The sequence below is a fragment of the Pseudomonas sp. TE3895 genome (assembly GCF_056278855.1).
In genome coordinates, this window is record NZ_JBWBQE010000001.1 from 1138357 (window position 1) to 1163797 (window position 25441).

Genomic DNA, 25441 nt, shown 5'->3' on the forward strand with positions numbered 1-25441 from the left:
AAGTCTTACAAATTCATAAAACAGTCATTTTGGATTTATAGGATTGTCATTATCCTGTAGCGCAGGTGGCGTCTTAGACCAAAGTCGCGAAACGTTTAGAAACGATTGACTTAACAGTCACGCTTTGGGACTAAATCGCCCATCCCGGTGAGCGGGGCATCAGACCCCTCCGCCAGAGATACACAAAAATTAGAACGTAGAGGAGCAAAACATGTACAAGTCCAGCCTGGCTCTGGCCGTGGCACTGGGGGTTCTCGCCCAACAAGCAGGCGCTGCCGGTTTCGTTGAGGACAGCAAACTGTCGCTCAGCTCGCGCACCATGTACTTCAACAACGACAACCGTGAAGATCACGCAAAACCGGGTGCGGAGCGCCCGGATCAGCGTGAGTCGGGCCAGGGCTTCAAGCTCGACTACATCTCGGGCTTTACCCAAGGCACCGTAGGCTTTGGTGTTGATGCCCAAGCGCTGTGGGGTATTCACCTGGATGGTGGCGAGGGTTACCACAAGTCCGGCTTCTTCCCGGATGACGGCAAAGGTTCTGCAGCCCAGTGGGCTCGTTTCGGTGCCAATGCCAAGGCGCGCTTCTCCAAGACCGAAGCGCATTTCGGTAGCGCGCTCGCACCGAACCTGCCGATCCTGGTTTCCAACGATGGTCGTCTGCTGCCACAAACCTTCGAGGGTGGCACCATCCAGTCGAAGGAAATCGACAACCTGACCATCAACGCGGGTCAGCTGACCCACGCCATGGGCCGTGCTTCGAGCAACCGTACCGGTCTGTCTGTCGCCGGTTCCAATGCCGAGAGCAACAAGTTCCGCTATGGTGGCCTGGACTACAAGCTCACTCCAGACCTGACCCTGCAGTACTACTACTCGAACCTGGAAGACTTCTACAAGCAGCACTTCCTGGGCGCGACCCACGTGTTCAAGATCGCTGACGACCAGTCGTTCAAGACCGACCTGCGCTACTTCGACAGCAGCAGCGACGGCAAGAATGGCAACGACAGCGCTTACAACTTCAACAACAACGGTGGCTACGCCAAAAACACCGGCGAGATCGACAACAAGACCTGGTCCGCCATGTTCACCTATACCTTGGGTGGCCACGCGCTGATGCTCGGTCACCAGCAAGTGGGTGACGATGGTGGCTTCGTATGGTTGAACCAGGGCAGCCTGAGCAACGACAGCGGCACCTCGGAAGGTGCTGGCGGCTCCAGCTTCTACCTGTTCACCGACAGCATGATCAACCAGTTCGCACGTGCTGGCGAAAACACCACCTTCGGTCAGTACTCCTATGACTTCGCGGCGCTGGGTGTGCCAGGCCTGAAGGCATCGGTTGCTTACCTGCGTGGTGACGATATCCGCAACAAGTCGGGCAGCGGCACCTACAATGAATGGGAACGCGATGCGCGCATCGACTACACCCTCCAGGAAGGTGCCCTCAAAGGCTTGGGCTTCAGCCTGCGCCAAGGCGTGTACCGTGGTGCCGGCGAGAGCAGTGCCGACCAGGATCAGGCTCGCTTCATCGTGAACTACACTTACAGCTTCCTGTAAGTCGTAGCCACAAAGAAAGCCTCGCCTAGTGCGAGGCTTTTTTGTGCCTGCTAATTTGTATGCGTTATGGTTATAAATAAATCGTTATTTATTCTTTTTGTTTTTAACTGAATGCAGGCACATTGAACCCATACGGTACAGAACCCAGCCCAGGAGCCGCAGCCCATGAGCCTCAAACTCGGCGATATCGCCCCCGATTTCGAACAGGATTCCAGCGAAGGCAAGATCCGCTTCCACGAGTGGCTGGGCAACAGCTGGGGGGTGTTGTTCTCTCACCCGGCCGACTTCACCCCGGTGTGCACCACCGAGTTGGGCCTGACCGCCAAGCTGAAGGACGAGTTTGCCAAGCGCGGGGTCAAGGCCATCGCCCTGTCGGTGGACCCGGTCGACTCGCATCACAAGTGGATCGATGACATCAACGAAACACAGAATACCGTGGTCAACTTCCCGATCATTGCTGACGCTGACCGCAAAGTGTCCGACCTTTACGACCTGATCCACCCGAACGCCAGCGACACCCTGACCGTGCGCTCGCTGTTCATCATCGACCCGAATAAAAAGGTGCGCCTGACCATTACCTACCCGGCCAGTACCGGGCGCAACTTCAACGAAATTCTGCGGGTGATCGACTCGCTGCAGCTGACCGACAACCACAAGGTCGCCACACCGGGTAACTGGCAGGACGGCGATGAAGTGGTGATCGTGCCTTCGCTCAAAGACGAGGAGGAGATCAAGCAGCGCTTCCCCAAAGGTTACCGGGCGGTCAAACCCTATCTGCGCCTGACCCCTCAACCCAATCGTTAATGGATTCCTCGTTGCATTGCTCTTAGCCAAGCAGGGATTTTCGGGCCGTTTCGACGGCCCTTTTTTATGCCTGTAAAAAACCTGTGGGAGCGGGCGCGCCCGCGAGGAGGCCCTTATGGGTAAAGACAATAATGGAATAAACAAATAAAAAAATATGATTTCTAGATATATGTAGCAGCTGTTAATGTCACCTCCAACAGAACACAAGGAAGCGCAGCAATGCTGGTCGTCTCAATCGGTGGTAGCCCAAGTCTCCGTTCACGCTCCGGCGTGCTGCTCGAGCGTTCGCGCCAGTGGCTGCAGGATCGCGGCGTTGAAGTGGTGACATTCCAAGTGCGTGACTTTCCCGCCGAAGACCTGCTGCATGCCCGTTTCGACAGCCCGCATGTGCAACACTTTCAGCAGCTGGTGGCCCAGGCCGATGGCCTGATCGTCTCCACCCCGGTGTACAAGGCTTCGTTTTCCGGTGCCCTGAAAACCTTGCTTGACCTGCTGCCCGAGCGCGCCCTGGCCCACAAGATCGTGTTGCCCATCGCCACTGGCGGCAGCATCGCCCACATGCTGGCGGTGGATTACGCATTGAAGCCGGTGCTGTCGGCACTCAAGGCACAAGAGACCCTGCAAGGGATCTTTGCCGACGACAGCCAGGTGGCTTACGCAGAAGGCACAAAGCCCGCGCAGTTGGTACAGGCGCTGGAAGAACGCCTGCACGACTCGCTGGAAACCTTCCACGTCGCCCTGGCCCGTCGGCCGCGCCCCGTGGCCCCCGGCGTACTGAACGAACGTCTGATCAGCGCTCGCTGGAGCATCTGAACGGCATTACCCGCTTCACCACCTTACTCGCCCGTTAACGAGGCAAGCAGGTGCAACCCGAACCCCATTCGCACAGGAGAGCGCCATGCGCACAGTCTTCTTGCGTCGTGGTCTGGTCGCCCTGTTTGCGGCGGCTGTGTCCTTCGGCGCCATTACCCAAGCCCAGGCCGAGAGCTTGCGTATCGGTTACCAGAAATACGGCACCTTGGTGCTGCTCAAGGCCAAGGGCACGCTGGAGAAGCGCCTGGCCGAGCAGGGTGTACAGGTGCAATGGACCGAATTCCCCGGCGGCCCGCAGCTGCTTGAAGGGCTGAACGTCGGTTCCATCGATTTTGGTGTAACCGGCGAGACTCCTCCTGTGTTTGCTCAGGCCGCTGGCGCCGACCTGCTCTACGTGGCCTACGAGCCGCCAGCGCCGCACAGCGAAGCGATCCTGGTGCCCAAGGGCTCGCCGATCCAGTCGGTGAAGAACCTCAAGGGTAAAAAGGTCGTCCTCAACAAAGGCTCCAACGTGCACTACCTGCTGGTCCGCGCCCTGGAAGACGCCGGCCTCAAGTACAGCGACATCCAGCCTGTCTACCTGCCGCCAGCCGACGCCCGCGCCGCCTTCGAGCGCGGCAGCGTGGATGCCTGGGTGATCTGGGACCCTTACCAGGCCGCCGCCGAGCAGCAGCTGCAAGCGCGCACCCTGCGTGACGGCAAGGGCCTGGTCGACAACCACCAGTTCTACCTCGCCACCCGCAACTATGCGACACAGCACCCAGCGGTGATCAACACCGTGATCGAGGAAGTGCGCGCCGTGGGTGAATGGTCCCAGGCCAACCCGCAAGAGGTGACCGACCAGGTTGCCCCGCTGCTCGGCCTGCCTGCCGGCATCACCCTGACCTCTGTCAAACGCCAAGGCTACGGCGCTGCGCCGCTGACCCCGGACGTGGTGGCCGCGCAGCAGAAGATCGCCGACACGTTCCAGGCGCTGAAGCTTATTCCCAAGCCGCTGAGCATCAAGGACGTGATCTGGACACCCCCTGCCAAAGTCGCTAGCGCGCCTTGATTGACTGCCAGTGCCGGGGCGCCGCTCCGGCTAGAGCCACCCTTGAGGAGACGACTCCAATGAGCCTTAACATTTTCTGGTTCCTCCCCACCCACGGTGACGGCAAGTACCTGGGCACTTCCGAAGGCGCACGTGCGGTCGACCACGGTTACCTGCAGCAGATCGCGCAGGCTGCTGACCGCCTTGGTTTTGGTGGGGTGCTGATCCCGACCGGGCGTTCCTGCGAGGACTCCTGGCTGGTGGCCGCGTCGCTGATCCCCGTGACCCAGCGCCTGAAGTTCCTTGTAGCCCTGCGCCCGGGCATCATTTCGCCGACCGTGGCAGCACGTCAGGCGGCCACCCTCGATCGCTTGTCCAATGGCCGTGCGCTATTCAACCTGGTGACCGGTGGTGATCCGGACGAGCTGGCGGGTGACGGCCTGCACCTGAACCACCAGGAGCGCTACGAAGCCTCGGTCGAGTTCACCCGTATCTGGCGCAAGGTGCTGGAAGGCGAAAACGTCGATTACGACGGTAAGCACATCCAGGTAAAGGGCGCCAAGCTGCTCTACCCGCCGATTCAGCAACCACGCCCACCGCTGTATTTCGGCGGCTCGTCCGAGGCCGCCCAGGACCTGGCGGCCGAACAGGTCGAGCTGTACCTGACCTGGGGCGAGCCACCGGCAGCCGTTGCCGAGAAGATCGCACAGGTGCGCGAAAAAGCGGCTGCTCAAGGGCGCGAAGTACGCTTCGGTATCCGCCTGCACGTGATCGTGCGGGAAACCAACGAAGAGGCTTGGGCCGCCGCCGAGCGCCTGATCTCGCACCTGGACGATGAGACCATCTCCCGCGCCCAGGCCTCGCTGGCGCGTTTCGATTCGGTGGGCCAGCAACGCATGGCTGCCCTGCACGGCGGCAACCGCGACAACCTGGAAGTCAGCCCCAACCTGTGGGCAGGTGTTGGCCTGGTACGTGGCGGGGCGGGCACCGCACTGGTGGGCGATGGCCCCACCGTGGCAGCACGGGTTAAGGAATATGCCGACTTGGGTATCGATACCTTCATCTTCTCGGGTTATCCACACCTGGAAGAGTCTTACCGCGTGGCGGAGCTGCTGTTCCCGCACCTTGATGTGCAGCGCCCAGAGCAGCCGAAAACCGGAGGTTATGTAAGCCCGTTCGGCGAGATGGTGGCCAACGACATCCTGCCCAAATCTGTGTCGCAGAGCTGAGGGCCTGGCCATGAGTCGTGCAACTTCCTCCAACCTGACCCAGCGCCTGGCGCCGTGGGCGCTGCCGGTGCTGCTGTTGGCCATATGGCAACTGGCCGTCAGCGCTGGCTGGCTGTCGACGCGTATCCTGCCGGCACCTAGCGCAGTGGTAAGCGCGGGCGTCGAACTGGTGCGCAGCGGCGAAATCTGGACCCACCTGGCCATCAGCGGCTGGCGTGCAGGCCTGGGCTTTGTCATCGGCGGCAGCATCGGCCTGGTACTGGGCTTCATCACCGGCTTGTCGAATTGGGGTGAACGCCTGCTCGACAGCTCGGTACAGATGATCCGCAACGTGCCGCACCTTGCGCTCATACCGCTGGTGATTCTGTGGTTCGGTATCGACGAGTCGGCAAAGATCTTTCTGGTCGCGCTGGGCACGTTGTTCCCGATCTACCTGAACACCTACCACGGCATTCGCAACGTTGACCCAGCGTTGGTGGAAATGGCGCGCAGTTACGGCTTGTCCGGCTTCGGCCTGTTCCGCCAGGTGATCCTGCCGGGGGCGCTGCCTTCGATCCTGGTGGGCGTGCGTTTCGCCTTGGGCTTCATGTGGCTGACGCTGATTGTTGCCGAAACCATTTCGGCCAACGCTGGCATCGGTTACCTGGCAATGAATGCTCGCGAATTTCTTCAAACCGACGTGGTAGTGCTGGCCATCGTCCTGTATGCCGTACTCGGCAAGCTTGCCGACCTTGCGGCCCGGGGCCTGGAGCGCGTGTGGCTGCGCTGGCACCCGGCCTATCAAGTTGCCAGGAAGGAGGGCGCATGACCGTGCTCAAGGAACAGCCACCACGCCTGCTGCGTGGCACCCCGCTGGCCTCCAAGGGCCTGCGCAAGACTTTTGGTCAACGCGAAGTTCTGAAGGGTATCGACCTGCACATTCCGGCCGGCCAGTTCGTGGCCATCGTCGGCCGCAGCGGCTGCGGCAAGAGCACTTTGCTGCGGCTGCTGGCCGGGCTGGACCAGCCCACCGCCGGGCAACTACTGGCTGGTGCCGCGCCGCTGGAAGAGGCCCGTGAAGAAACCCGCCTGATGTTCCAGGACGCGCGGCTGCTGCCGTGGAAAAAGGTGATCGACAACGTTGGCCTTGGGCTGTCTGGTGACTGGCGACAGCGTGCACTGGAGGCCTTGGATGCGGTTGGCCTGGCCGACCGCGCCAACGAATGGCCGGCAGCGCTCTCGGGAGGCCAGAAGCAGCGCGTGGCTTTGGCCCGAGCCTTGATTCACCAGCCCCGCCTACTGCTGCTGGACGAGCCACTGGGGGCGCTGGATGCATTGACCCGCATCGAGATGCAGCAACTGATCGAACGCCTGTGGCGTCAGCACGGCTTCACTGTGCTGCTGGTGACCCACGACGTCAGCGAGGCGGTTGCCGTGGCTGACCGGGTGATCCTGATTGAGGACGGCGAGGTCGGGCTCGACCTCACTGTTGACCTGGCACGGCCCCGGGCGCGTGGTTCGCACCGTCTGGCCGTGCTGGAAAGCGAAGTGCTCAACCGTGTTCTGTCCACCCCGGGCACTGCGCCCGAGCCGGATCCTGTAGCCCCTCTGCCCACGCAACTGCGCTGGGCACACTGAATCCCAAAAGCCAAAAGGAAGCAAACCATGACTATCAAAGCCATCAATGTTCGCAACCAGTTCAAAGGTACTGTGAAAGAAATCCTCGAAGGCCCGGTACTGTCGGAAATCGACGTGCAGACGGCTTCGGGTATCGTCACTTCGGTGATTACCACCCGTTCCGTGCGTGAGCTGGAGTTGCAGGTGGGCAGTGAAGTGATTGCCTTTGTGAAGTCGACTGAAGTGTCTATCGCCAAGCTGTGATGCGGCGGGTCGATATTGGGGCTGCTTTGCAGCCCTTCGCGGGTGAACCCGCTCCTACACTTCCCCGCGTTAACCCTGAGATTTGGTGGTGCGCGATCGACGTAGGAGCGGGTTCACCCGCGAAGGGCGCGCAACGCGGCCCCACGATTCAGCGGGAACGCTTGGCCAGAAACGGCGGCAGATACAACCCCAGATACGCTTCGAATACCCGCTTGCCTTCCTCGGCCATGCGCGGGGTGATCGCCTCGTGCAACTGCACCGACCGTGCATACACCCGGTCGCTCAACTCCATGGCTAGGGCAAACACATCCACATCCGGTGGCATCACCGGCAGGTAAAAATGCTGGTCGAACAACGTGTGCATCAAGTCGCCCAGTTCCATGTCGTGCTGCCGGTCGGCCTGCACCACCTCGCTCAGCCCATGCTGCGCCAGGATCAACTGCCGCGCCGCTGCATCCTCGTTATAGATATCAAGCATGCGTTGTTCGATCAGGCGTGACAGTTCGTGCCAGGTGCTGAACGCGCTGCTGTCGATCGGAGCGCTCAGGGCTTCGCGAAACGCCCGGTGCACATCTGCAGTAAGTGCCTCCAGCAAGGCCGGCACGCTGGCGAAAAAGTGATACACCGACGAAGGCGGAATCTGCGCCCGCTCGGCCACGCTGTAGATAGACAGTGCTGCCACCCCTTGCTCGGCCAACAGCTCACGCGCAGCCGCCAGGATCGCCTCGATCCTGGCCTGGCTGCTGGCGCGCGGTTTGCGCGGGGTGGTGGTGCGGTTCATCAGCTGCTGATTGCCAGGATGCTGGCCTGGTAGGCGCCGACGAACAGGTCGAAATCACCGACTTCGTCTCGCTCCAGCTCGGACTGCCTGGCGAGCGACTCTCGGGCCAGCGTCTCGAATGCTTGCTGCTTTTCGTTGCTCAGCGGTTGCTCGCGGAAAGTCTCGGCGTGCACACGGCTCTGGCGCAGCGAGAACTGGACGAAACTCTCGTCATGCTCGGTCATGCGTGCCAGCACCTGGGCCGACGGGGTCAGCGAGGTGTCGTCGACCTTGGCCTGCTGCGCATCCAGGGCCTTGGCGTGCTCATCAGAACCTTGCGCCTGGTCGAGCAGATTGGCCAATTGGCGGATACGCTCGATCAGCTCGCTGGCCCAGTCTTTCAGGCTGATCGGCTGGCCATTGCGGTGCAACTCCAGGCCCGGACGACGACCTTCCTTGACCACGGTCAGGAAGTTGCTGGTGCACTGGCCGCACTCACCGTTGTCCAGTTGCGGGCTGTCTTCCAAGGCGCAGAACAGCAGGAATGCGTCGAGGAAGCGCGCCTCGGTCAGGTCGATACCGACCGGCAGGAACGGGTTGATGTCCAGGCAACGCACTTCCACATACTGCACGCCCCGCGAGGTCAGGGCCTGGATCGGCCGCTCGCCGGTGTAGGTGACGCGCTTGGGGCGGATGTTCGAGTAGTACTCGTTTTCGATCTGCAGAATGTTGGTGTTCAGCTGAACCCACTCGCCATCCACATGCGTGCCGATTTCAACGTAAGGCGGGTAGGGCGTGCCAACGGCCTTGCGCAGGCTGTCGGTGTAGCTGGCCAGGTTGTTGTAGCAGGGCGTCAGGCCGGCCTGGGCGTTGCTCTGGTAACCCAGGTCGCTCATGCGCAGGCTGGTGGCATAAGGCAGGAACAGGGTTTCGGCATCCAGCTCTTCGAGCTGGTGCGGGCGGCCACGCAGGAAGCCTTTGTCCAGGGCCGGCGAGGCGCCGAACAGGTACATCAGCAGCCAGCTGTAGCGGCGGAAGTTACGAATCAGCGCGATGTAGGCCGACGACTGGTAGTCGCGGTCATTTTCCGTACTGCCTTCGGCTTCGCGCAGCAGTGGCCAAAGCGCTTCGGGCAGCGAGAAGTTGTAATGAATACCGGCGATGCACTGCATGGTGCGGCCGTAACGCAGGGCCAGGCCCTTGCGGTAGACGTGTTTGAGCTTGCCGATATTCGAGCTGCCGTACTCGGCGATCGGGATGTCCTCCTCGGCCGGCAGCGTGCACGGCATCGACGGGCTCCACAGGTATTCGTCGCCCAGCTTGCTGTAGACGAAACGGTGGGTCTCTTCGAGGCTTTCGAGCACCTTGGCCGGATCGGCCAGGGCCGGGGTGATGAACTCCAGCAGCGACTCGGAATAGTCGGTGGTGATCTGCTCGTTGGTCAGCGCCGATCCCAGTGCTTCCGGATGCGGGGTCTGGGCCAGGCGACCTTCATCGGTCACGCGCAGGCATTCGCGCTCAATACCGTGCAGGCACTGCTTGAGCAGGGGGAGATTGGCGCCGAGCAGGCTCAGGCGGCGGTTGAGGAGTTCGCTCAAGATGTATTCCTTCACGCGTCAGTCGCCCCAATATGGGGGTAGAGATAACGGTCTACAAGGGTAGGAAGAAAGGAACTGGCGTTGTCGCCTGGTTTACGCGGTTCCAGCAGTGCCAGCGCACTGCTGAAAATACCGCAGATATTGCTTGGTGAGCTAGAGAACCGCGAAGGTTCCTTGCGCTTTGGCCACCAGCTTGTCGCCCTGAACTACGTCAGCGTCGACCACCAGGGTGCGCCGCCCGGCGTGCAGCACGCGGGCGGTGCACAGCACTTCGCCGTCGCTGACGGCACGCATGTAGTTGATCTTGCACTCGATGGTGACGCTTTGCTGGTCAAAGCCATGGCTGGCCGAGCAGGCCAGGCCCATGGCGATATCCACCAGGCTGAAGATCGCCCCGCCGTGCAGCTTCTGGCCACGGTTGCGCAACTGGGGCTCCAGCGCCAGGGCTACCTCGGCAACACCTGTGTCCAGGTGTTGCAGGCGGCAGCCCAGCAGTTGGCTGAAGGCGCTTTCGACGTATTCGCGTGGTACGTCCATTACTTCTTCTTCAATTGCTTGGCGTTGGCGAACAGCGAGGCCATGGCGTTGTTGGCCGGCGCAGCCGTGGCGGTTTCACGCTGGCGCGGTGCCTGCTGCTGGCGGCTGCCACCATTGCCGCGGTTACCACCGCGGTTGCCTTCGACCTTCTCGCCCGGGGTGTCGCTCATGCGCATGGACAGGCCGACGCGTTTGCGCGGGATGTCCACTTCCATGACCTTGACCTTGACCACATCGCCGGCCTTGACCGCTTCACGCGGGTCTTTGACGAACTTCTCCGACAGCGCCGAGATATGCACCAGGCCATCCTGGTGCACGCCGATGTCGACGAAGGCGCCGAAGTTGGTAACGTTGGTCACCACGCCTTCGAGGATCATGCCCGGTTCCAGGTCCTTGAGGTCTTCGACGCCGTCCTGGAAGGTGGCGGTCTTGAACTCCGGACGCGGGTCGCGGCCGGGCTTGTCCAGCTCTTGCAGGATGTCGGTGACAGTTGGCAGGCCGAAGGTTTCGTCGGTGAACTTTTTCGGGTCCAGGCGCTTGAGGAAGCTGCTGTCACCAATCAGCGAGCGGATGTCGCGGTCGGTATCGGCAGCAATGCGCTGCACCAGCGGGTAAGCCTCAGGGTGCACCGCAGAGGCGTCCAGCGGGTTGTCGCCGTTCATCACACGCAGGAAGCCGGCGGCCTGCTCGAAGGTTTTCTCACCCAGGCGGCTAACCTTTTTCAGCGCTGCACGGGTGGCAAACGGACCATTGGCATCGCGGTGGGCGACGATGTTCTGTGCCAGCGTGGCATTGAGGCCGGAGATGCGCGTCAGCAGCGCCACCGAAGCGGTGTTCACGTCCACGCCCACGGCGTTCACACAGTCCTCGACCACCGCGTCCAGGCCACGTGCCAGTTTCAGCTGGGACACGTCGTGCTGGTACTGGCCGACACCGATGGATTTCGGATCGATCTTCACCAGTTCGGCCAGCGGATCCTGCAGGCGGCGGGCGATCGACACGGCGCCGCGGATCGACACGTCCAGGTCCGGGAACTCGCGGGCGGCCAGTTCCGATGCCGAGTACACCGAAGCACCGGCTTCGGAGACCATGATCTTGGTGATTTTCAGGGCTGGATATTTCTTGACCAGCTCGGCCACCAGCTTGTCGCTTTCGCGGCTGGCGGTACCGTTGCCGATGGCGATCAGCTCCACCGAGTGTTTGGCGCACAGTGCGGCCATGATGGAAATGGTGCGGTCCCAGTCGTTCTTCGGCGCGTGCGGGTAGACCGTGGTGTGGTCCAGCAGTTTGCCGGTTGCGTCGACCACGGCGATCTTGCAGCCCGTACGCAGGCCTGGGTCGAAGCCCAGGGTGGCGCGGGGGCCGGCCGGGGCGGCCAGCAGCAGATCGTGCAGGTTGTGGGCGAACACGTTGATCGCCTCGCCTTCGGCATTGTCACGCAGCTCGCCGAACAGGTCGGTCTCCAGGTGGGTGTACAGCTTGACCTTCCAGGTCCAGCGCACCACTTCTCCCAGCCACTTGTCGGCGGGTCGGCTGCGGTTTTCGATGCCGACGTGGTTGCCGATCATCAGTTCGCACGGGTGCAGGGTGCCGGGCAGTTCTTCGCCGACCTTCAGCGAGACGCTCAACACGCCTTCGTTGCGCCCGCGGAAGATCGCCAGGGCACGGTGCGATGGCGCAGTACGCAGCAGCTCGTCATGAGCGAAGTAGTCGCGGAACTTGGCGCCTTCTTCTTCCTTGCCAGCCACGACGCGGGCGCTGAGCACGGCTTCCTGCTTGAGATAGCTGCGCAGCTTGTCGAGCAGGGCGGCGTCTTCGGCAAAGCGCTCCATCAGGATGTATTTGGCGCCTTCCAGCGCGGCCTTGACGTCGGCCACGCCCTTTTCGACGTTGACGAAGCGTGCGGCTTCGCTTTCCGGGGCCAGGGTCGGGTCGTTGAACAGGCCATCGGCCAGTTCGCCGAGGCCGGCTTCCAGGGCGATCTGGCCCTTGGTGCGGCGTTTCTGCTTGTAGGGCAGGTACAGGTCTTCGAGGCGGGTCTTGGTGTCGGCCAGCTTGATCTCGCGGGCCAGTTCCGGGGTCAGCTTGCCCTGTTCCTCGATGCTGGAAAGGATGCTGGCGCGGCGCTCGTCGAGTTCGCGCAGGTAGCGCAGGCGCTCTTCCAGGTGGCGCAACTGAGTGTCGTCAAGGCTACCGGTCACTTCCTTGCGGTAGCGGGCGATGAAGGGCACGGTCGAGCCTTCGTCCAACAGGCTCACGGCCGCCTCGACCTGCTGCGGGCGTACGCCCAGTTCCTCGGCGATACGGCTGTTGATGCTGTCCATGTAAACCACCTGACATTTGTGAATACGGGGGTCGCCTGTGGGCTTTTTGCCCGGCGGCGCTGGATGAAAGCCGCGCATTATACCCATCGCAAACGGCTTGCGGTGATGGCGCCCGGCCAGCCGGAACTGGCGCCGGGGGAAAAATCTGCTAACAATGCTCACGCAACGTGCAGCAATGGCTACGCCATAATGCGCGGCGATATCAGAGGAGTTATTCATGACCGGCACGCCAAACACCGCTGAAGGTGACAAGATTCTCATCGTCGACGACGATCCGGGGCTTAGCAGCCTGCTGGAACGTTTCTTCACCAGCAAGGGCTACCGTGCCCGTGCAGTGCCCAACACCGAGCAGATGGATCGCCTGCTGCAGCGCGAGGTGTTCAACCTGGTGGTGCTCGACCTGATGCTGCCAGGCGAGGATGGTCTGTCCGCCTGCAAGCGCCTGCGCCAGCAGAACAACCAGATCCCGATCATCATGCTGACCGCCAAGGGCGACGAGCTCAGCCGCATCAAGGGCCTGGAGCTGGGCGCCGACGACTACCTGGGCAAACCGTTCAACCCGGACGAACTGATGGCCCGGGTCAAGGCGGTGCTGCGTCGCCAGGCGCCGAGCGTGCCGGGTGCGCCGGGCAGCGAGGACGAGTCGGTCACCTTCGGCGACTATGAGCTGTCGCTGGCCACCCGCGAGCTCAAGCGTGGCAACGAAGTGCACATGCTCACCACCGGCGAGTTCGCTGTGCTCAAGGCTCTGGTGATGCACGCCCGCGAGCCGTTGACCCGCGACAAGCTGATGAACCTGGCGCGCGGCCGCGAATGGGATGCGCTGGAGCGCTCCATCGACGTGCAGATCTCACGCCTGCGTCGCATGATCGAGCCGGACCCGTCCAAGCCGCGTTACATCCAGACCGTCTGGGGCGTCGGCTACGTGTTCGTACCGGACGGAAACGCCGGAAAATGATGCCTGAACGTCGATGAAAACACCGCTCTGGTTTCCGCAAAGTTTCTTCGCCCGCACCCTGTGGCTGGTGTTGATCGTCGTTCTGTTCTCCAAGGCGCTGACCCTGGTCTACCTGCTGATGAACGAGGACGTGCTGGTCGACCGTCAGTACAGCCATGGTGTAGCGCTGACCTTGCGCGCCTATTGGGCCGCCGACGAAGAAAACCGCGACAAGATCGCCGAGGCGGCAGGTCTTATCCGGGTGACCGGCTCGGGTGTGCCCGAAGGCGAGCAGCATTGGCCCTACAGTGAAATCTACCAACGGCAGATGCAGGCCGAGCTGGGTGACGACACCGAAGTGCGGCTGCGCATTCATGCACCGCCCGCGTTGTGGGTCAATGCGCCAAGCCTGGGTCCGGGTTGGCTGAAAGTGCCGCTGTACCCGCACCCATTGCGTGGGCAGAAGATCTGGAACGTGCTGGGCTGGTTCCTGGCCATTGGCTTGTTGTCCACAGCATCGGCGTGGATTTTTGTGCGTCAGCTCAACCAGCCGCTCAAACGCTTGGTGTTCGCCGCCCGCCAGCTTGGCCAGGGGCGCAGTGTGCGCCTGCCGATCAGCGATACCCCCAGCGAGATGACCGAGGTGTACAAGGCGTTCAACCAGATGGCCGAGGATGTCGAGCAGGCCGGGCGCGAGCGCGAGTTGATGCTGGCCGGGGTTTCCCACGACTTGCGCACGCCACTGACGCGCCTGCGTCTGTCGCTGTCCTTGCTGAACAGCGACAACGAGCTGAGCGATGACATGGTTCGCGACATCGAGGACATGGACGCGATTCTCGATCAGTTCCTGGCCTTCATCCGCGATGGCCGTGACGAGCCGGTGGAAGAGGTCGACCTTGCTGACCTGGTGCGTGAGGTGGTGGCTCCGTACAACCAGCCGGTAGAGCGTGTGCGCCTGTGCCTGGAGCCGATTCCACCGTTCCCGCTGCGTCGGGTTTCGCTCAAGCGCATGCTGGGCAACCTGATCGGCAACGCCCTGCACCATGCTGGCAAGGGGGTCGAGGTGGCTGCCTATGTGTCAGGCGACGAGAGTGCGCCGTATGTGGTGCTCAGTGTGCTGGACCGGGGCACCGGTATTGACGAGTCGGAGCTGGAAACTATCTTCAACCCGTTCATTCGCGGTGACCGGGCGCGGGGCGGCAAGGGCACCGGGTTGGGGCTGGCGATCGTCAAGCGGATTGCTGCGCAACATGGCGGGAACGTGGAGTTGCGTAACCGGTCTGGCGGCGGGATCGAGGCGCGGGTCAGGTTACCGCTGGGGCTGCTGCTGCCGCGTAATGCTGTGTGAGGCTCACTGGCCTCTTCACGGCTAAAGCCGCACCTACAGGGATTGCGCAGTACCTGTGGCAGCGGCTTAGCCGCGAAGCGGCGGGTACAGGCTTGAGTCAGCCTTTGCCCTTGGTCCGGGTCTGATTGGGCCCGCCATTCTTCTCCAGGTGCTCGATGATCATCCCGGCGACGTTCTTGCCGGTGGTGACTTCGATGCCCTCCAGCCCTGGCGACGAGTTTACCTCCATCACCAACGGCCCGTGGTTGGAGCGCAGGATATCCACACCCGCCACGCTCAACCCCATCACCTTGGCCGCCCGAATGGCGGTGATGCGCTCTTCAGGGGTGATTTTTATCAGGCTGGCGACGCCACCCCGGTGCAGGTTGGAGCGGAACTCGCCCGGTTTGGCCTGACGCTTCATCGAGGCAATCACTTTGTCGCCTACCACGAAGCATCGGATATCTGCGCCACCGGCCTCCTTGATGTACTCCTGCACCATGATGTTCTGCTTGAGGCCCATGAACGCTTCGATTACCGACTCGGCCGCCTGGGGGGTTTCACACAGCACCACGCCAATGCCCTGGGTGCCTTCCAGTACCTTGATCACCAGCGGGGCACCGTTGACCATCTGGATCAGGTCGGGGATGTCGTCCGGCGAGTGGGCGAAACCGGTGATCGGCAGGCCGATGCCGCGCCGCGACAACAGCTGCAACGAGCGCAGCTTGTCGCGCGAGCGGGCAATGGCTACCGACTCGTTGAGCGGGTATACGCCCATCATTTCGAATTGGCGCAGCACCGCGCAGCCATAGAACGTAACCGAAGCACCTATGCGCGGGATCACTGCATCGAAGCCTTCCAGCGGCTTGCCGCGGTAGTGGATCTGCGGCTTGTGGCTGGCAATGTTCATGTAGGCCCGCAGGGTATCGATCACCACCATTTCGTGGCCACGCTGGGTACCGGCTTCGACCAGGCGGCGGGTGGAATACAGACGCGGATTGCGCGACAGCACAGCGATCTTCATGCAGCACCTGTGACAGGGGAAAGGGTGGCCGGGAAGGCCGGTTTGTCTTGTACGTATTTCAGGCCTGGGTTCACCACCAGCTGGCCGTGTATCAGGGCCTTGGAGCCAAGCAACAGGCGGTAGCGCATGTTCTTGCGGCAGGCCAGGGTGAATTCCACCTCCCACACACCATCACCCAGCGCCAGTGACGTGCGGATGACGTAGCGGGTCTGGGCGTGGCCGTTGGAGCTCTTGATGGTTTTCATCGTCACCAACGGTGCCTCGCAGCGGCGGTGGCGCAACTGCACCACCGAGCCTAGGTGCGCAGTGAAGCGAACCCAGGGCTGGCCGTCGCGCTCGAAGGGTTCCACCTCGGTGGCATGCAGGCTCGACGTGCTGGCACCGGTGTCGATCTTGGCGCGCAGCCCGGCCACGCCGAGGTCAGGCAGGGCGACCCACTCGCGCAGGCCGATCACAGTCAAATGGTCAAATGTCTTCACGAAGCGCACCCTGCGAATGAGGTGGTGAACTTTAAGCACGGCGGGGACTTTTTGCATCCGTATGTGAAGGTAGTACAGTTCGATGAAAGACAGAATCCGAGGTAACGGGATGGCACAAAAAGCCGAAGACGACGACAAGGTTCGCCTGGACAAATGGCTGTGGGCGGCGCGCTTCTACAAGACGCGAGCGCTGGCCAAGGCGGCGATCGAGAGTGGCAAGGTGCATTGCCGGGGCGAGCGATGCAAGCCGGGCAAGGAACCGCGGGTGGGCGACGAGTTCGTGCTGCGTACCGGCTTCGATGAGCGCACGGTGGTGGTGAAGGCGCTGTCGGTGGTGCGTCGTGGTGCCCCAGAGGCGCAAGCGTTGTACGAGGAAACCGAAGAAAGTGTGCGTCGCCGTGAACAGGCGGCAGAGATGCGTAAGGCCGGGGCCATGGGCGTGACCACCGATGGCCGGCCGACCAAGAAGCAGCGGCGGCAGATTCACCAGCTGCATGGAAGTTACGATTGAATGGGGCTGCTGCGCAGCCCCAGGAATCTAGCGCAACACCGCCATTCGTCCGACCAACGGTAACGTGGACAGCAGCTTGAACAAGGGCGCTGTCCAGCGCATCAACGCCTCGCTGCCTTTGGCCGCCAGCGGCGTGTAGTAGCTCCAGCCCAGCGCCAGTACGGCCATCAGCAAGCCGCCGATGTAGTCGTCCTGCCCCCAGTGGGCACCGGCCACCAGGCGCGGCAGCATGAACAGCGCTGCGAGCCCCCAGACCACCAGGTACTGCGCAAGGCCGCGGCTGAACACGCTCATGAACAGCGCCCAGATCAGCAGCACCGAGGCATGATCACCCGGGAAACTCTTGCTGGAGCGGTCCTTGAGTTCCCAGGCAGCCTCCAGGTTCGGGTAATAGTCACTCAGGTGCACGACGTCGTCGAAGATCATCGATGGACTCTTGTGTTGCCACCCGGCTGCATCCACCCACTTGGAAAACAGCGCGCGAATCACCACTAAGAGGAGTAGCGTGACCAGAAAGCCGAAAAATGCCTGGCGAACCTGAGCGGCCTTGAACACCCAGTCACCACGAATGAGCACAGCGAGCAGGATCAGGCCGACGACGATGTCGAACGGGCGTAGGCTGCCGATGGTCCAGATGTAGCGCCAGGTGGTGCTATCGGCCAGCGGCGCGTTCAGGCTGCGGAACAGCCACTCGTCGAAAGTCAGGCACAGGATCTGGCCAAAAGGCCATAACCAGAAACACAGTAGAGCGATGGGAAGCAGCGTACAGGCTGCCAATGGTCCCCAGGACCACCTTGCTTGGAACAGTGGTCGATTGTCCATAAAATACCTCTATTGCAAACAGGAATCGGAGCGCCTTGTGAGCGCTCTGTCACGGGTTCTCGCCGATTCTCGACAACCCTTGTAACCATTTTGTCATCATTTTTTAGATAGCCGAAACCTATGAGCGATTTGCCTGATACAGATTTCACCCAACGTTTCCTCTTCGACGAGCGCGATGTGCGCGGCGAGTGGGTGTCTCTCGATGACAGCTACGCCGCAGTGTTGGCGCGTCATGAGTACCCCCAGCCGGTCAGGGTGCTGCTCGGTGAGTTGATGGCCGCCACCGCCTTGCTGGTGGGTGCGATGAAGTTCGATGGCTTGCTGATTCTGCAGGCGCGTTCGGCTGGGCCGATTCCGCTGCTGATGGTGGAATGCTCCAGCGACCGCGAGATCCGCGGCATGGCCCGCTACGAAGCGGACCAGATTTCGGCTGATGCCACCCTGTCGCAGCTGATGCCCGACGGCCACCTGACCCTGACCATCGACCCGGTCAAGGGCCAGCGCTATCAGGGGACCGTCGACCTCGATGGCGCCAACCTGTCGGAATGTTTCACCAGCTACTTCGTCCAGTCGCAGCAGCTCAATACCCGTTTCTGGCTCAATGCCGCAGGCGGCAAGGCCCGTGGGCTGTTGCTGCAGCAACTGCCGCGTGATCGCCAGCCGGATGATGAAGAGCGCGAAGACAGCTGGCAGCACGTGGTGGCCCTGGCCAAGACGCTCAAGCCTGAAGAGTGGACAGAGGGCAACGAAACCCTGCTGCACCGCCTGTACCACGAAGACGCCGTGCGCCTGTTCGATATCCAGCCACTGCGCTTCAATTGCAGCTGTTCGCGGGAACGCTCCGGCAATGCGCTGGTCAGTCTGGGCGAACACGACGCCAAGGCGCTGGTGGACGAATGTGGCGGGACGGTAGAGATCGATTGCCAGTTCTGCAACGAGCGCTACTTCTTCGATGCCAGCGATGTGGCGCAACTGTTTGCGGGTGGCGGTACTGACGTGGCCTCAGAAACTCGTCACTGAAACGTTAAATCACAGGATAATCTCCTGTCGAATTGCGCAAAAGCGCAGTTCTGACAGGAGGGGCCTACTTTTTTTGGGCGTTTCTGGCATAATCCGGCCACTTTTTTCGCTGTAGTAGTTTTTTCAAGACAACTACAAAACGTTTGGAGCACTCGGCCTCGGGCCGGATGGGGTATCTCATGACGCAAGCCAACAACACCGTGTACACCGACCTGAGCGTCGATGAGCTGGTAAAAGAAGCGCTGCAACGCGGTGAAGGCGTACTAGCCGATACTGGCGCACTGGTCGTGGAGACTGGTCACCGTACTGGCCGCTCGCCGGCTGACCGTTTCATCGTCGAAGAACCTTCCACCCAGGACGCCATTTCCTGGGGCCCGATCAACCGCAAGTTCCCGGCCGACAAGTTCGATGCCCTGTGGGCTCGCGTCGAGGCGTTCAACAACGCCCAGGATCACTTCGTTTCCTATGTTCACGTAGGGGCCGCAGCCGAGCACTACCTGCCGGTGAAGATGACCACCCAGACTGCCTGGCAGAACCTGTTCGGTCGTTGCCTGTTCATCAACCCGGAGCAGTTCAACCCGGCTGGCCGCGACCAGTGGCAGATCCTCAACGTCGCCAACTTCGTGTGCGAGCCTGAGCGTGACGGCACCAACTCCGACGGTTGCGTGATCATCAACTTCGCCCAGAAGAAAGTGCTGATCGCTGGCATGCGCTACGCCGGCGAAATGAAGAAAGCCATGTTCTCGGTGCAGAACTTCCTGCTGCCGGCTGCCGACGTACTGCCAATGCACTGCGCAGCCAACATCGGCGAAGAAGGCGATGTGACCTTGTTCTTCGGCCTGTCCGGCACTGGCAAGACCACCCTTTCGGCTGACGAAAGCCGTTACCTGATCGGTGACGACGAGCACGGTTGGGGCGAAGGCGTTGTCTTCAACATGGAAGGCGGCTGCTACGCCAAGTGCATCGACTTGTCCGAAAAGAACGAGCCGGTCATCTGGAAAGCCATCAAGCACGGCGCAGTACTGGAAAACGTCGTTCTCGACGCCAACAAGCACGCCGACTACACCGACGTCAGCCTGACTCAGAACAGCCGTGCGGCCTACCCGCTGGAGCACGTTGCCAAGCGTTCGGAAGCGAACCTGGGCGGCGAGCCTAACGCAGTGATCTTCCTCACCTGCGACCTGACAGGTGTTCTGCCTCCGGTTTCGATCCTGAACAACGAGCAGGCGGCCTACCACTTCCTGTCCGGCTACACCGCGCTGGTCGGTTCCACTGAAATGGGCTCGGGCGGCGGCATCAAGTCGACCTTCTCCACCTGCTTCGGCGCACCGTTCTTCCCGCGTCCGGCTGGCGAGTACGCTGAGCTGCTGATCAAGCGTATCAATGGTTTCAACTCCAAGGTCTACCTGGTCAACACCGGCTGGACTGGTGGTGGCTACGGCGTTGGCAAGCGCTTCAGCATCCCCACTACCCGTGCCGTGATCGCTGCCATCCAGAGCGGCGCATTGGTCGGTGCCGAAACCGAGCACCTGGACATCATCAACCTGGACGTGCCGAAGGCCGTTCCGGGCGTTGAAACCGAACTGCTCAACCCGCGCACCAACTGGGCTGACAAAGCGGCCTACGACGAGGCTGCCAAAGGTCTGGCCAAGCTGTTCATCGAAAACTTCAAGAAGTTCGAAGTTTCCGACGCCATCAAGGCCGCTGGCCCGCAGCTGTAAGCCGAGCTCAGCCGCAACGAGAAAGCCGCCCCCAGGGGCGGCTTTTTTGTGGGTGCGGGCTTGCCCGCGAAAGGGCCGGGCCTGCTGGCCAATTTCCACCCGTGGTTCACCGTCGCAGCCGCCATCGTATTCGCGGGTAAACCCGCTCCTACATACTGATCGGTGGTGGGCGCAGGCCGTCGTGTAGGAGCGGGTTTACCCGCGAAAGGGCCGGGCCTGCTGGCCAATTTCCACCCGTGGTTCACCGTCGCAGCCGCCATCGTATTCGCGGGTAAACCCGCTCCTACACACTGATCGGTGGTGGGCGCAGGCCGTCGTGTAGGAGCGGGCTTGCCCGCGAAAGGGCCGGACCTGCTGACCAATTTCCACCCGTGGTTCACCGTCGCAGCCGCCATCGTATTCGCGGGTAAACCCGCTCCTACATACTGATTGGTGGTGGGCGCAGGCCGTCGTGTAGGAGCGGGTTTACCCGCGAAAGGGCCGGACCTGCTGGCCAATTTCCACCCGTGGTTCACCGTCGCAGCCGCCATCGTATTCGCGGGTAAACCCGCTCCTACACACTGATCGGTGGTGAGCGCAGGCCGTTGTAGGAGCGGGCTTGCCCGCGAAGGGGCCCGCATAGGCAGCGAAAGTCTGTTTTTTCTGTTTCACTGTCGGCATCCATAGCGAAGACAAGAGCCAGCCAGATGACCGAAGCCCCTCAGCGCACTGCCTTCTCCCACTTCCACCCGATCCTCACCCGCCCCCAGGACAACGACCTGAACGGCCACATCGCCGGTGCAACGGTGCACGGTTTTTTCGAAACCGCGATACAGGCGTTTCTCGTCGAGCAGGCGGAACTGGACCTGCGGCACGGTGAACTGGCCGCCTTCGTGGTCAGTTCGGCTGCGGATTTCTACGCGCTACCGGGCTTCCCGGATTTGTTGGAGGTGGGGTTGGGAGTGACGCGACTGGCGGGCAGCACGGTAGAGTACCGGCTGGCGCTGTATCGCCCGGGCGAACCGGAGGCGTGCGCAGCAGGCACGGTAGTGCAGGTGTTCATCGAGCGCGACAGTGGCCGGCCTGTGGCGTTGCCAGAGGCGCTGCAGGTGATTCTGTCCGGCCTCGTGCTGGAGCGGCAGGCATAAAAAAGCCCCGCTGGCAGGGGCGGGGCTTTTGTTGCCGGGGGCAGGGCCCTCAGGCGTTAGTCGCGCCAGTGGCGCTTGTGCTTGCGGTGGCCATAGTGGTGACCACGGTCCCAGTGACGACGGTCGTCGTCGTAGCCGCGACGATAGCGGCGGCCATCGCGGTAATCGTCTTCGTCGGCCTCTTTGCCCAGGTAGTTACCCAGCGCACCACCGGCACCACCGCCGGCTGCCGCGCCAATGTAGCTACCCGTGGTGCCGCCCACGGAGCGACCGACCACGTTACCACCTGCAGCGCCCAGCGCGCCGCCGATAGCGGCCTCACCACGCTGGCGTTTGTCTGCGCCCAGGGCGCCACCTGCCGCACCGCCCAGACCGGCACCAATGGCGCCGCCGGTGCTGCCACCGATGGAGTTGCCCACGACAGAGCCCAGTACCCCACCCAATGCGCCGCCAATGCCGGCCTCGGTGGTGCCGCCTGCCATGGCAACGCCGCTGAGCAAGCTGAAAGACAACAACAGAATCGAGGAGTACTTCTTCATCAAGAGAGCCTCATAGGGATGACGAGGCGAATTTGAGGCTAAGAGACGTGGCTGGCAACGGAAATCCGACGAGTAACACGAGTTGTACACAATTCTCTAACTTGCTGTATTTACTATGAAACTTTATCGTTTTTAGGCTGTCTGAGACCTTTATGACAAAGCCCTGAGCCGCCACGGAACAGGGCTTTTTTCATTTTTACAGGATACGCCCGTCCTCGCGCGCACGCTCCAGCTTGATGGCAATGAACTTCGATGTTGGCGTATGGCTACCAACACCAATGCTCTCCAGTGGCACCAGCGGGTTCACCTCCGGGTAATACGCCGCCGCCTGCCCGGCAGGTATGTCGAAGGCCAGCAGGGTAAAGCCTTGCACCCGGCGCACATGTTCATCCCCCCACAGCGAAACGATGTCGACCTTCTGCCCCGGCTGGAAGCCCAGGCGGATGATGTCGGCTTCGTTGGCGAACAGCACCTCGCGTTGGCCGCGCACACCGCGGTAGCGGTCGTCCAGGCCGTAGATAGTGGTGTTGTACTGATCGTGCGAGCGCATCGATTGCATGATCAAGTCTGGCAACTGGCCGCTGGCCCGTACGCGTTCGTCAAGCAGCGTGTCGGGCAGCAGGTTGGCCTTGAAGTTGGCGCGGCCGGTGCTGGTCGCCCATTCGCGGCTGGCCGCGCTGTTGCCCAGATAGAAGCCACCCGGATTACGCAGGCGCTGGTTAAAGCCGCTGAAACCGGCAATGGTGTCGCCGATCAGATCGCGAATGCGGTCGTAGTCAGCCACCAGCCAGTGCCAGTCCACCGGTTGCTTGCCCAGCGTGGCGGCGGCGATGCCAGCGATCACTGCAGGTTCCGAGCGCATTTGCGTCGACAGCGGCTTCAGCTGGCCGTTGGAAGCGTGGACCATGCTGAACGAGTCTTCCACCGTGACTGCCTGCGGCCCGTCGGCCTGCAGGTCGATGTCGGTGCGGCCCAGGCACGGCAGGATCAGTGCCTGCTTGCCATGGACCAGGTGGCTACGGTTGAGCTTGGTGCTGATGTGCACGGTCAGCTCGCAGTTGCGCAGCGCCTGGGCGGTACGCTCAGTGTCGGGTGTGGCTTGGGCGAAGTTGCCGCCCAAGCCGATGAAAACCTTGGCCCGGCCATCGAGCATCGCGTGAATGGCTTCGACGGTGTTATGGCCATTGCGCCGTGGCACGGGGAAGCCAAAGCGCTTTTCGATGGCATCCAGCAGCGCCTCTGGCGGGCGCTCGTTGATGCCCATGGTGCGGTCACCCTGCACGTTGCTGTGGCCACGCACCGGGCACAGGCCGGCGCCGGGCACGCCGATGTTGCCACGCAGCATCTGCAGGTTGACGATTTCCTGAATGGTCGGCACCGAATGACGGTGTTGGGTGATGCCCATCGCCCAGCACATGATCACCCGCTTGCCGCGGCAGTACATGCGCGCGGCCAGTTCGATATCGGCCAAGGTCAGGCCGGACTGTGCCTGGATGTGCGACCACGGCGTGGCGTCCACCACGGCCAGGTACTCGTCGACACCATGACCATGTTCGGCGATGAAGGCGTGATCGAACACGGCCGGTTCGCCGTTGGCCTGGGCTTCTCGTTCCCATTGCAGGACGAACTTGGCCATGCCGCGCAGCATCGCCATGTCGCCACCCAGGGCCGGGCGGAAGAAGGCGGTGTTGGTCGGACGGTCACTGTTGGTCAGCATTTCCAGTGGGTTCTGGGGGTGCTGGAAGCGCTCCAGACCACGCTCCTTGAGCGGGTTGATGCACACCACCTGGGCGCCACGTTTTACCGCATCGCGCAGTGGGTCGAGCATGCGCGGGTGATTGGTGCCGGGGTTCTGGCCCCAGACAAAAATAGAGTCGGCGTGCTCGAAGTCGTCGAAGGTGACTGTACCCTTGCCGACCCCGACGCTTTGCCCCAATGCCACGCCGCTGGCCTCATGGCACATGTTCGAGCAGTCAGGGAAGTTGTTGGTGCCGTAGGCGCGCACGAACAGTTGGTACAGGTACGCCGCTTCGTTGCTGGCACGTCCCGAGGTATAGAATTCGGCCTGGTCAGGGTTGGCCAGCTTGTTCAGTTCGCGGGCGATCAGGGCGAAGGCGGCATCCCAGCTGATCGGCAGGTAACGGTCGCTGGGTGCGTCGTAGACCATCGGTTCGGTCAGACGCCCTTGGTACTCCAACCAGTAGTCGCTCTGCTGTAGCAGCGAGGTGACGCTGTAACGGGCGAAGAAGGCAGCATCGACACGGCGCTTGGTAGCTTCCCAGTTCACCGCCTTGGCGCCGTTCTCGCAGAACTTGACCATGCCGCTTTCCGGCGAATCCCCCCAGGCGCAGCCGGGGCAGTCGAAACCGCCGTTCTGGTTGGTCTTGAGCAGGGCGCGAATGTTCTTCAGCGCGTTATCGCTGCCGACCCATGCCTTGGCCACGCTACGCAGTGCGCCCCAACCGCCGGCGGGGCCGTGGTAGGGCTTGTAGCGAGGAGGGGAGGCTGGGGCGTTGTCCGGAAGAGGTTGGTACGAGGTCACGACTGTTACGACTCCGCCGCTGGGCTGTAGACCCGCGGTGCGCTGTGCTTGGGCAAATGGATAAGGTTGAGGTTGTGCTTGCGTGCCCATTGCAGGGCAAGGCCGGTGGGCGCCGACAGGCTGACCAGGGTCTGGATGCCGGCACGCAGTACTTTCTGGATCAGCTCCAGGCTGCAGCGGCTGGTGACGATGGCCAGGCCACCCTGGGTGTCGATGCGTTGTCGCAGCAGGGCGCCGATCAGTTTGTCGAGGGCGTTGTGCCGGCCGATATCTTCGCGGCCAAGCAGCAGTTCGCCTTGGCGGTCCATGAACAGTGCTGCATGCACGGCACCGCAATGCTGGCCCAGTGGCTGGAAGGCGTCGATGCGCTCGCGCAGGCCGACCAGCCACTGGGCCGGGGGCAGGGGCGCACCCGGCAACACGGCCAGATTCGGCAGCGCCTGCTCCAGGGCCTCGACCCCACACAGGCCGCAACCACTGGTGCCGGCCAGTTGGCGGCGCTGGTTTTTCAGGTTCCAGAACGCCCGGCTGGAGATTTCCAGGTCGGCGTACATTGCCGAGCCGCTGCCGGAGAGCTTGAGGTCGTAGATTTCTGCGGTGCCTTCGACAATGCCGCTGCCGACGCTGAAACCGACCGCGAAGTCTTCCAGATCGGTAGGGCTGACCAGCATCACCGCCTGGTTGAGGCCGTTATAGACAATGGCCAGGGCCACTTCCTCGGCCAGCGGGGTGCTGTCGCGTTTGGCGTCGCTGAGCTGGACGTAATCGTAGGTGTTGCTGGCGGCGGGCATGGACAAGGGCGATGAGGCCGCGCAGACCGGAGGCTTGCTGTTCATCGGGGCGCTGAATACCGGCGGCTTTCTGATAGCACAAGCCTAGGCGTGC

At 62.1% G+C, this 25441-nt stretch carries 24 protein-coding genes; 14 read left to right on the forward strand and 10 right to left on the reverse strand.

From position 1 onward, the window contains the following. The first annotated feature begins 211 nt into the window (after window positions 1-211). The 8 genes from ACZ889_RS05000 (at window position 212) to ACZ889_RS05035 (ending at window position 7288) form a co-directional block, all read left to right on the forward strand. Window positions 212-1552: an OprD family porin gene (locus tag ACZ889_RS05000; protein WP_108191881.1), complete on the forward strand. Its 1341-nt coding sequence runs from the start codon at window positions 212-214 to the stop codon at window positions 1550-1552. A 165-nt stretch (window positions 1553-1717) separates the two neighbouring features. After that, window positions 1718-2356, forward strand: coding sequence for a peroxiredoxin (locus ACZ889_RS05005; protein WP_003255836.1), 639 nt, complete (start codon window positions 1718-1720; stop codon window positions 2354-2356). Between the two features lie 219 nt (window positions 2357-2575). Beyond that, complete coding sequence (gene ssuE, locus ACZ889_RS05010; RefSeq protein WP_003255835.1) at window positions 2576-3169, forward strand: NADPH-dependent FMN reductase; 594 nt, start codon at window positions 2576-2578, stop codon at window positions 3167-3169. Between the two features lie 85 nt (window positions 3170-3254). Next, window positions 3255-4220, forward strand: coding sequence for a sulfonate ABC transporter substrate-binding protein (locus tag ACZ889_RS05015; RefSeq protein WP_476257212.1), 966 nt, complete (start codon window positions 3255-3257; stop codon window positions 4218-4220). Window positions 4221-4279: 59 nt separating this feature from the next. After that, the gene (gene ssuD / locus ACZ889_RS05020) at window positions 4280-5428 is read left to right on the forward strand and encodes an FMNH2-dependent alkanesulfonate monooxygenase (RefSeq protein WP_476257213.1); all 1149 of its coding nucleotides are present in this window, start codon (window positions 4280-4282) and stop codon (window positions 5426-5428) included. A 10-nt stretch (window positions 5429-5438) separates the two neighbouring features. Next, the gene (gene ssuC / locus ACZ889_RS05025) at window positions 5439-6236 is read left to right on the forward strand and encodes an aliphatic sulfonate ABC transporter permease SsuC (protein ID WP_003255831.1); all 798 of its coding nucleotides are present in this window, start codon (window positions 5439-5441) and stop codon (window positions 6234-6236) included. Next, entirely contained in the window at window positions 6233-7045 is an 813-nt protein-coding gene (ssuB, locus tag ACZ889_RS05030; RefSeq protein ID WP_180688997.1) for an aliphatic sulfonates ABC transporter ATP-binding protein, read from the forward strand. Before ssuC ends, ssuB begins: the two co-directional genes overlap by 4 nt. 27 nt (window positions 7046-7072) lie before the next feature. Continuing rightward, on the forward strand, window positions 7073-7288 hold the full coding sequence (locus ACZ889_RS05035; RefSeq protein ID WP_003255829.1) for a TOBE domain-containing protein: 216 nt from the start codon (window positions 7073-7075) through the stop codon (window positions 7286-7288). Window positions 7289-7436: 148 nt separating this feature from the next. Here ACZ889_RS05035 and ACZ889_RS05040 read toward each other — a convergent pair whose 3' ends face one another. The 4 genes from ACZ889_RS05040 to ACZ889_RS05055 all read right to left on the reverse strand — a co-directional run bounded on the left by ACZ889_RS05040 (window position 7437) and on the right by ACZ889_RS05055 (window position 12507). Continuing rightward, entirely contained in the window at window positions 7437-8069 is a 633-nt protein-coding gene (locus ACZ889_RS05040; protein WP_180688996.1) for a TetR/AcrR family transcriptional regulator, read from the reverse strand. Beyond that, window positions 8069-9646: a glutamate--cysteine ligase gene (gene gshA, locus ACZ889_RS05045; protein ID WP_029611781.1), complete on the reverse strand. Its 1578-nt coding sequence runs from the start codon at window positions 9644-9646 to the stop codon at window positions 8069-8071. The genes ACZ889_RS05040 and gshA overlap by 1 nt, the downstream gene beginning before the upstream one ends. A 153-nt stretch (window positions 9647-9799) precedes the next feature. Beyond that, window positions 9800-10183, reverse strand: coding sequence for a PaaI family thioesterase (locus ACZ889_RS05050; RefSeq protein WP_003255824.1), 384 nt, complete (start codon window positions 10181-10183; stop codon window positions 9800-9802). After that, complete coding sequence (locus ACZ889_RS05055; protein WP_004576371.1) at window positions 10183-12507, reverse strand: Tex family protein; 2325 nt, start codon at window positions 12505-12507, stop codon at window positions 10183-10185. The genes ACZ889_RS05050 and ACZ889_RS05055 overlap by 1 nt, the downstream gene beginning before the upstream one ends. Window positions 12508-12724: 217 nt before the next feature. On the opposite strand from ACZ889_RS05055, the gene ompR reads away from it, so the two are divergent. Together ompR and ACZ889_RS05065 are read left to right on the forward strand one after the other, a co-directional pair. Beyond that, entirely contained in the window at window positions 12725-13465 is a 741-nt protein-coding gene (gene ompR, locus ACZ889_RS05060) for an osmolarity response regulator transcription factor OmpR (protein WP_003255821.1), read from the forward strand. Window positions 13466-13478: 13 nt separating this feature from the next. Further along, on the forward strand, window positions 13479-14792 hold the full coding sequence (locus ACZ889_RS05065; RefSeq protein ID WP_014589336.1) for an ATP-binding protein: 1314 nt from the start codon (window positions 13479-13481) through the stop codon (window positions 14790-14792). Window positions 14793-14889: 97 nt separating this feature from the next. On the opposite strand, the gene rimK is transcribed toward ACZ889_RS05065, so the two are convergent. Further along, window positions 14890-15795: a 30S ribosomal protein S6--L-glutamate ligase gene (gene rimK / locus ACZ889_RS05070; protein ID WP_003255817.1), complete on the reverse strand. Its 906-nt coding sequence runs from the start codon at window positions 15793-15795 to the stop codon at window positions 14890-14892. After that, window positions 15792-16274: a retropepsin-like aspartic endopeptidase RimB gene (rimB, locus tag ACZ889_RS05075; RefSeq protein WP_004576370.1), complete on the reverse strand. Its 483-nt coding sequence runs from the start codon at window positions 16272-16274 to the stop codon at window positions 15792-15794. Before rimB ends, rimK begins: the two co-directional genes overlap by 4 nt. Window positions 16275-16383: 109 nt before the next feature. On the opposite strand from rimB, the gene ACZ889_RS05080 reads away from it, so the two are divergent. After that, window positions 16384-16785 carry an RNA-binding S4 domain-containing protein gene (locus tag ACZ889_RS05080; protein WP_003255812.1) on the forward strand — a complete coding sequence of 134 codons (402 nt, stop codon included), beginning with the start codon at window positions 16384-16386 and terminating at the stop codon, window positions 16783-16785. 27 nt (window positions 16786-16812) lie between these two features. Here the strand turns inward: ACZ889_RS05080 and ACZ889_RS05085 are convergent, their stop codons facing one another. Further along, the gene (locus ACZ889_RS05085) at window positions 16813-17607 is read right to left on the reverse strand and encodes a phosphatase PAP2 family protein (RefSeq protein WP_104886822.1); all 795 of its coding nucleotides are present in this window, start codon (window positions 17605-17607) and stop codon (window positions 16813-16815) included. Window positions 17608-17727: 120 nt separating this feature from the next. Here ACZ889_RS05085 and hslO point away from each other — a divergent pair, with 120 nt between their 5' ends. The 3 genes from hslO to ACZ889_RS05100 all read left to right on the forward strand — a co-directional run bounded on the left by hslO (window position 17728) and on the right by ACZ889_RS05100 (window position 21475). After that, window positions 17728-18627, forward strand: coding sequence for an Hsp33 family molecular chaperone HslO (gene hslO / locus ACZ889_RS05090; protein ID WP_180688994.1), 900 nt, complete (start codon window positions 17728-17730; stop codon window positions 18625-18627). A gap of 179 nt (window positions 18628-18806) precedes the next feature. Further along, entirely contained in the window at window positions 18807-20348 is a 1542-nt protein-coding gene (locus ACZ889_RS05095; protein ID WP_003255806.1) for a phosphoenolpyruvate carboxykinase, read from the forward strand. 686 nt (window positions 20349-21034) lie between these two features. Next, window positions 21035-21475 (forward strand): acyl-CoA thioesterase, encoded by a 441-nt coding sequence (locus ACZ889_RS05100; protein ID WP_003255804.1) that lies wholly within the window; start codon window positions 21035-21037, stop codon window positions 21473-21475. Between the two features lie 56 nt (window positions 21476-21531). Here the strand turns inward: ACZ889_RS05100 and ACZ889_RS05105 are convergent, their stop codons facing one another. From ACZ889_RS05105 to fdhD, 3 genes are all read right to left on the reverse strand, one after another. After that, on the reverse strand, window positions 21532-22014 hold the full coding sequence (locus tag ACZ889_RS05105) for a glycine zipper domain-containing protein (protein ID WP_003255803.1): 483 nt from the start codon (window positions 22012-22014) through the stop codon (window positions 21532-21534). Between the two features lie 196 nt (window positions 22015-22210). Beyond that, entirely contained in the window at window positions 22211-24556 is a 2346-nt protein-coding gene (locus ACZ889_RS05110; RefSeq protein ID WP_476257214.1) for an FdhF/YdeP family oxidoreductase, read from the reverse strand. 5 nt (window positions 24557-24561) lie between these two features. Then, complete coding sequence (gene fdhD, locus ACZ889_RS05115; RefSeq protein ID WP_476257215.1) at window positions 24562-25392, reverse strand: formate dehydrogenase accessory sulfurtransferase FdhD; 831 nt, start codon at window positions 25390-25392, stop codon at window positions 24562-24564. Window positions 25393-25441 lie beyond the last annotated feature (49 nt).

Excerpts from the sequence above, each read along its gene's own strand:
- ACZ889_RS05000 (WP_108191881.1), top strand. The coding sequence starts at position 212 with ATGTACAAGTCCAGCCTGGCTCTGGCCGTGGCACTGGGGGTTCTCGCC.
- ACZ889_RS05005 (WP_003255836.1), top strand. The coding sequence starts at position 1,718 with ATGAGCCTCAAACTCGGCGATATCGCCCCCGATTTCGAACAGGATTCC.
- ssuE (WP_003255835.1), top strand. The coding sequence starts at position 2,576 with ATGCTGGTCGTCTCAATCGGTGGTAGCCCAAGTCTCCGTTCACGCTCC.
- ACZ889_RS05015 (WP_476257212.1), top strand. The coding sequence starts at position 3,255 with ATGCGCACAGTCTTCTTGCGTCGTGGTCTGGTCGCCCTGTTTGCGGCG.
- ssuD (WP_476257213.1), top strand. The coding sequence starts at position 4,280 with ATGAGCCTTAACATTTTCTGGTTCCTCCCCACCCACGGTGACGGCAAG.
- ssuC (WP_003255831.1), top strand. The coding sequence starts at position 5,439 with ATGAGTCGTGCAACTTCCTCCAACCTGACCCAGCGCCTGGCGCCGTGG.
- ssuB (WP_180688997.1), top strand. The coding sequence starts at position 6,233 with ATGACCGTGCTCAAGGAACAGCCACCACGCCTGCTGCGTGGCACCCCG.
- ACZ889_RS05035 (WP_003255829.1), top strand. The coding sequence starts at position 7,073 with ATGACTATCAAAGCCATCAATGTTCGCAACCAGTTCAAAGGTACTGTG.
- ACZ889_RS05040 (WP_180688996.1), bottom strand. The coding sequence starts at position 8,069 with ATGAACCGCACCACCACCCCGCGCAAACCGCGCGCCAGCAGCCAGGCC.
- ACZ889_RS05050 (WP_003255824.1), bottom strand. The coding sequence starts at position 10,183 with ATGGACGTACCACGCGAATACGTCGAAAGCGCCTTCAGCCAACTGCTG.
- ACZ889_RS05055 (WP_004576371.1), bottom strand. The coding sequence starts at position 12,507 with ATGGACAGCATCAACAGCCGTATCGCCGAGGAACTGGGCGTACGCCCG.
- ompR (WP_003255821.1), top strand. The coding sequence starts at position 12,725 with ATGACCGGCACGCCAAACACCGCTGAAGGTGACAAGATTCTCATCGTC.
- ACZ889_RS05065 (WP_014589336.1), top strand. The coding sequence starts at position 13,479 with ATGAAAACACCGCTCTGGTTTCCGCAAAGTTTCTTCGCCCGCACCCTG.
- rimK (WP_003255817.1), bottom strand. The coding sequence starts at position 15,795 with ATGAAGATCGCTGTGCTGTCGCGCAATCCGCGTCTGTATTCCACCCGC.
- ACZ889_RS05080 (WP_003255812.1), top strand. The coding sequence starts at position 16,384 with ATGGCACAAAAAGCCGAAGACGACGACAAGGTTCGCCTGGACAAATGG.
- ACZ889_RS05085 (WP_104886822.1), bottom strand. The coding sequence starts at position 17,607 with ATGGACAATCGACCACTGTTCCAAGCAAGGTGGTCCTGGGGACCATTG.
- hslO (WP_180688994.1), top strand. The coding sequence starts at position 17,728 with ATGAGCGATTTGCCTGATACAGATTTCACCCAACGTTTCCTCTTCGAC.
- ACZ889_RS05095 (WP_003255806.1), top strand. The coding sequence starts at position 18,807 with ATGACGCAAGCCAACAACACCGTGTACACCGACCTGAGCGTCGATGAG.
- ACZ889_RS05100 (WP_003255804.1), top strand. The coding sequence starts at position 21,035 with ATGACCGAAGCCCCTCAGCGCACTGCCTTCTCCCACTTCCACCCGATC.
- ACZ889_RS05105 (WP_003255803.1), bottom strand. The coding sequence starts at position 22,014 with ATGAAGAAGTACTCCTCGATTCTGTTGTTGTCTTTCAGCTTGCTCAGC.
- fdhD (WP_476257215.1), bottom strand. The coding sequence starts at position 25,392 with ATGAACAGCAAGCCTCCGGTCTGCGCGGCCTCATCGCCCTTGTCCATG.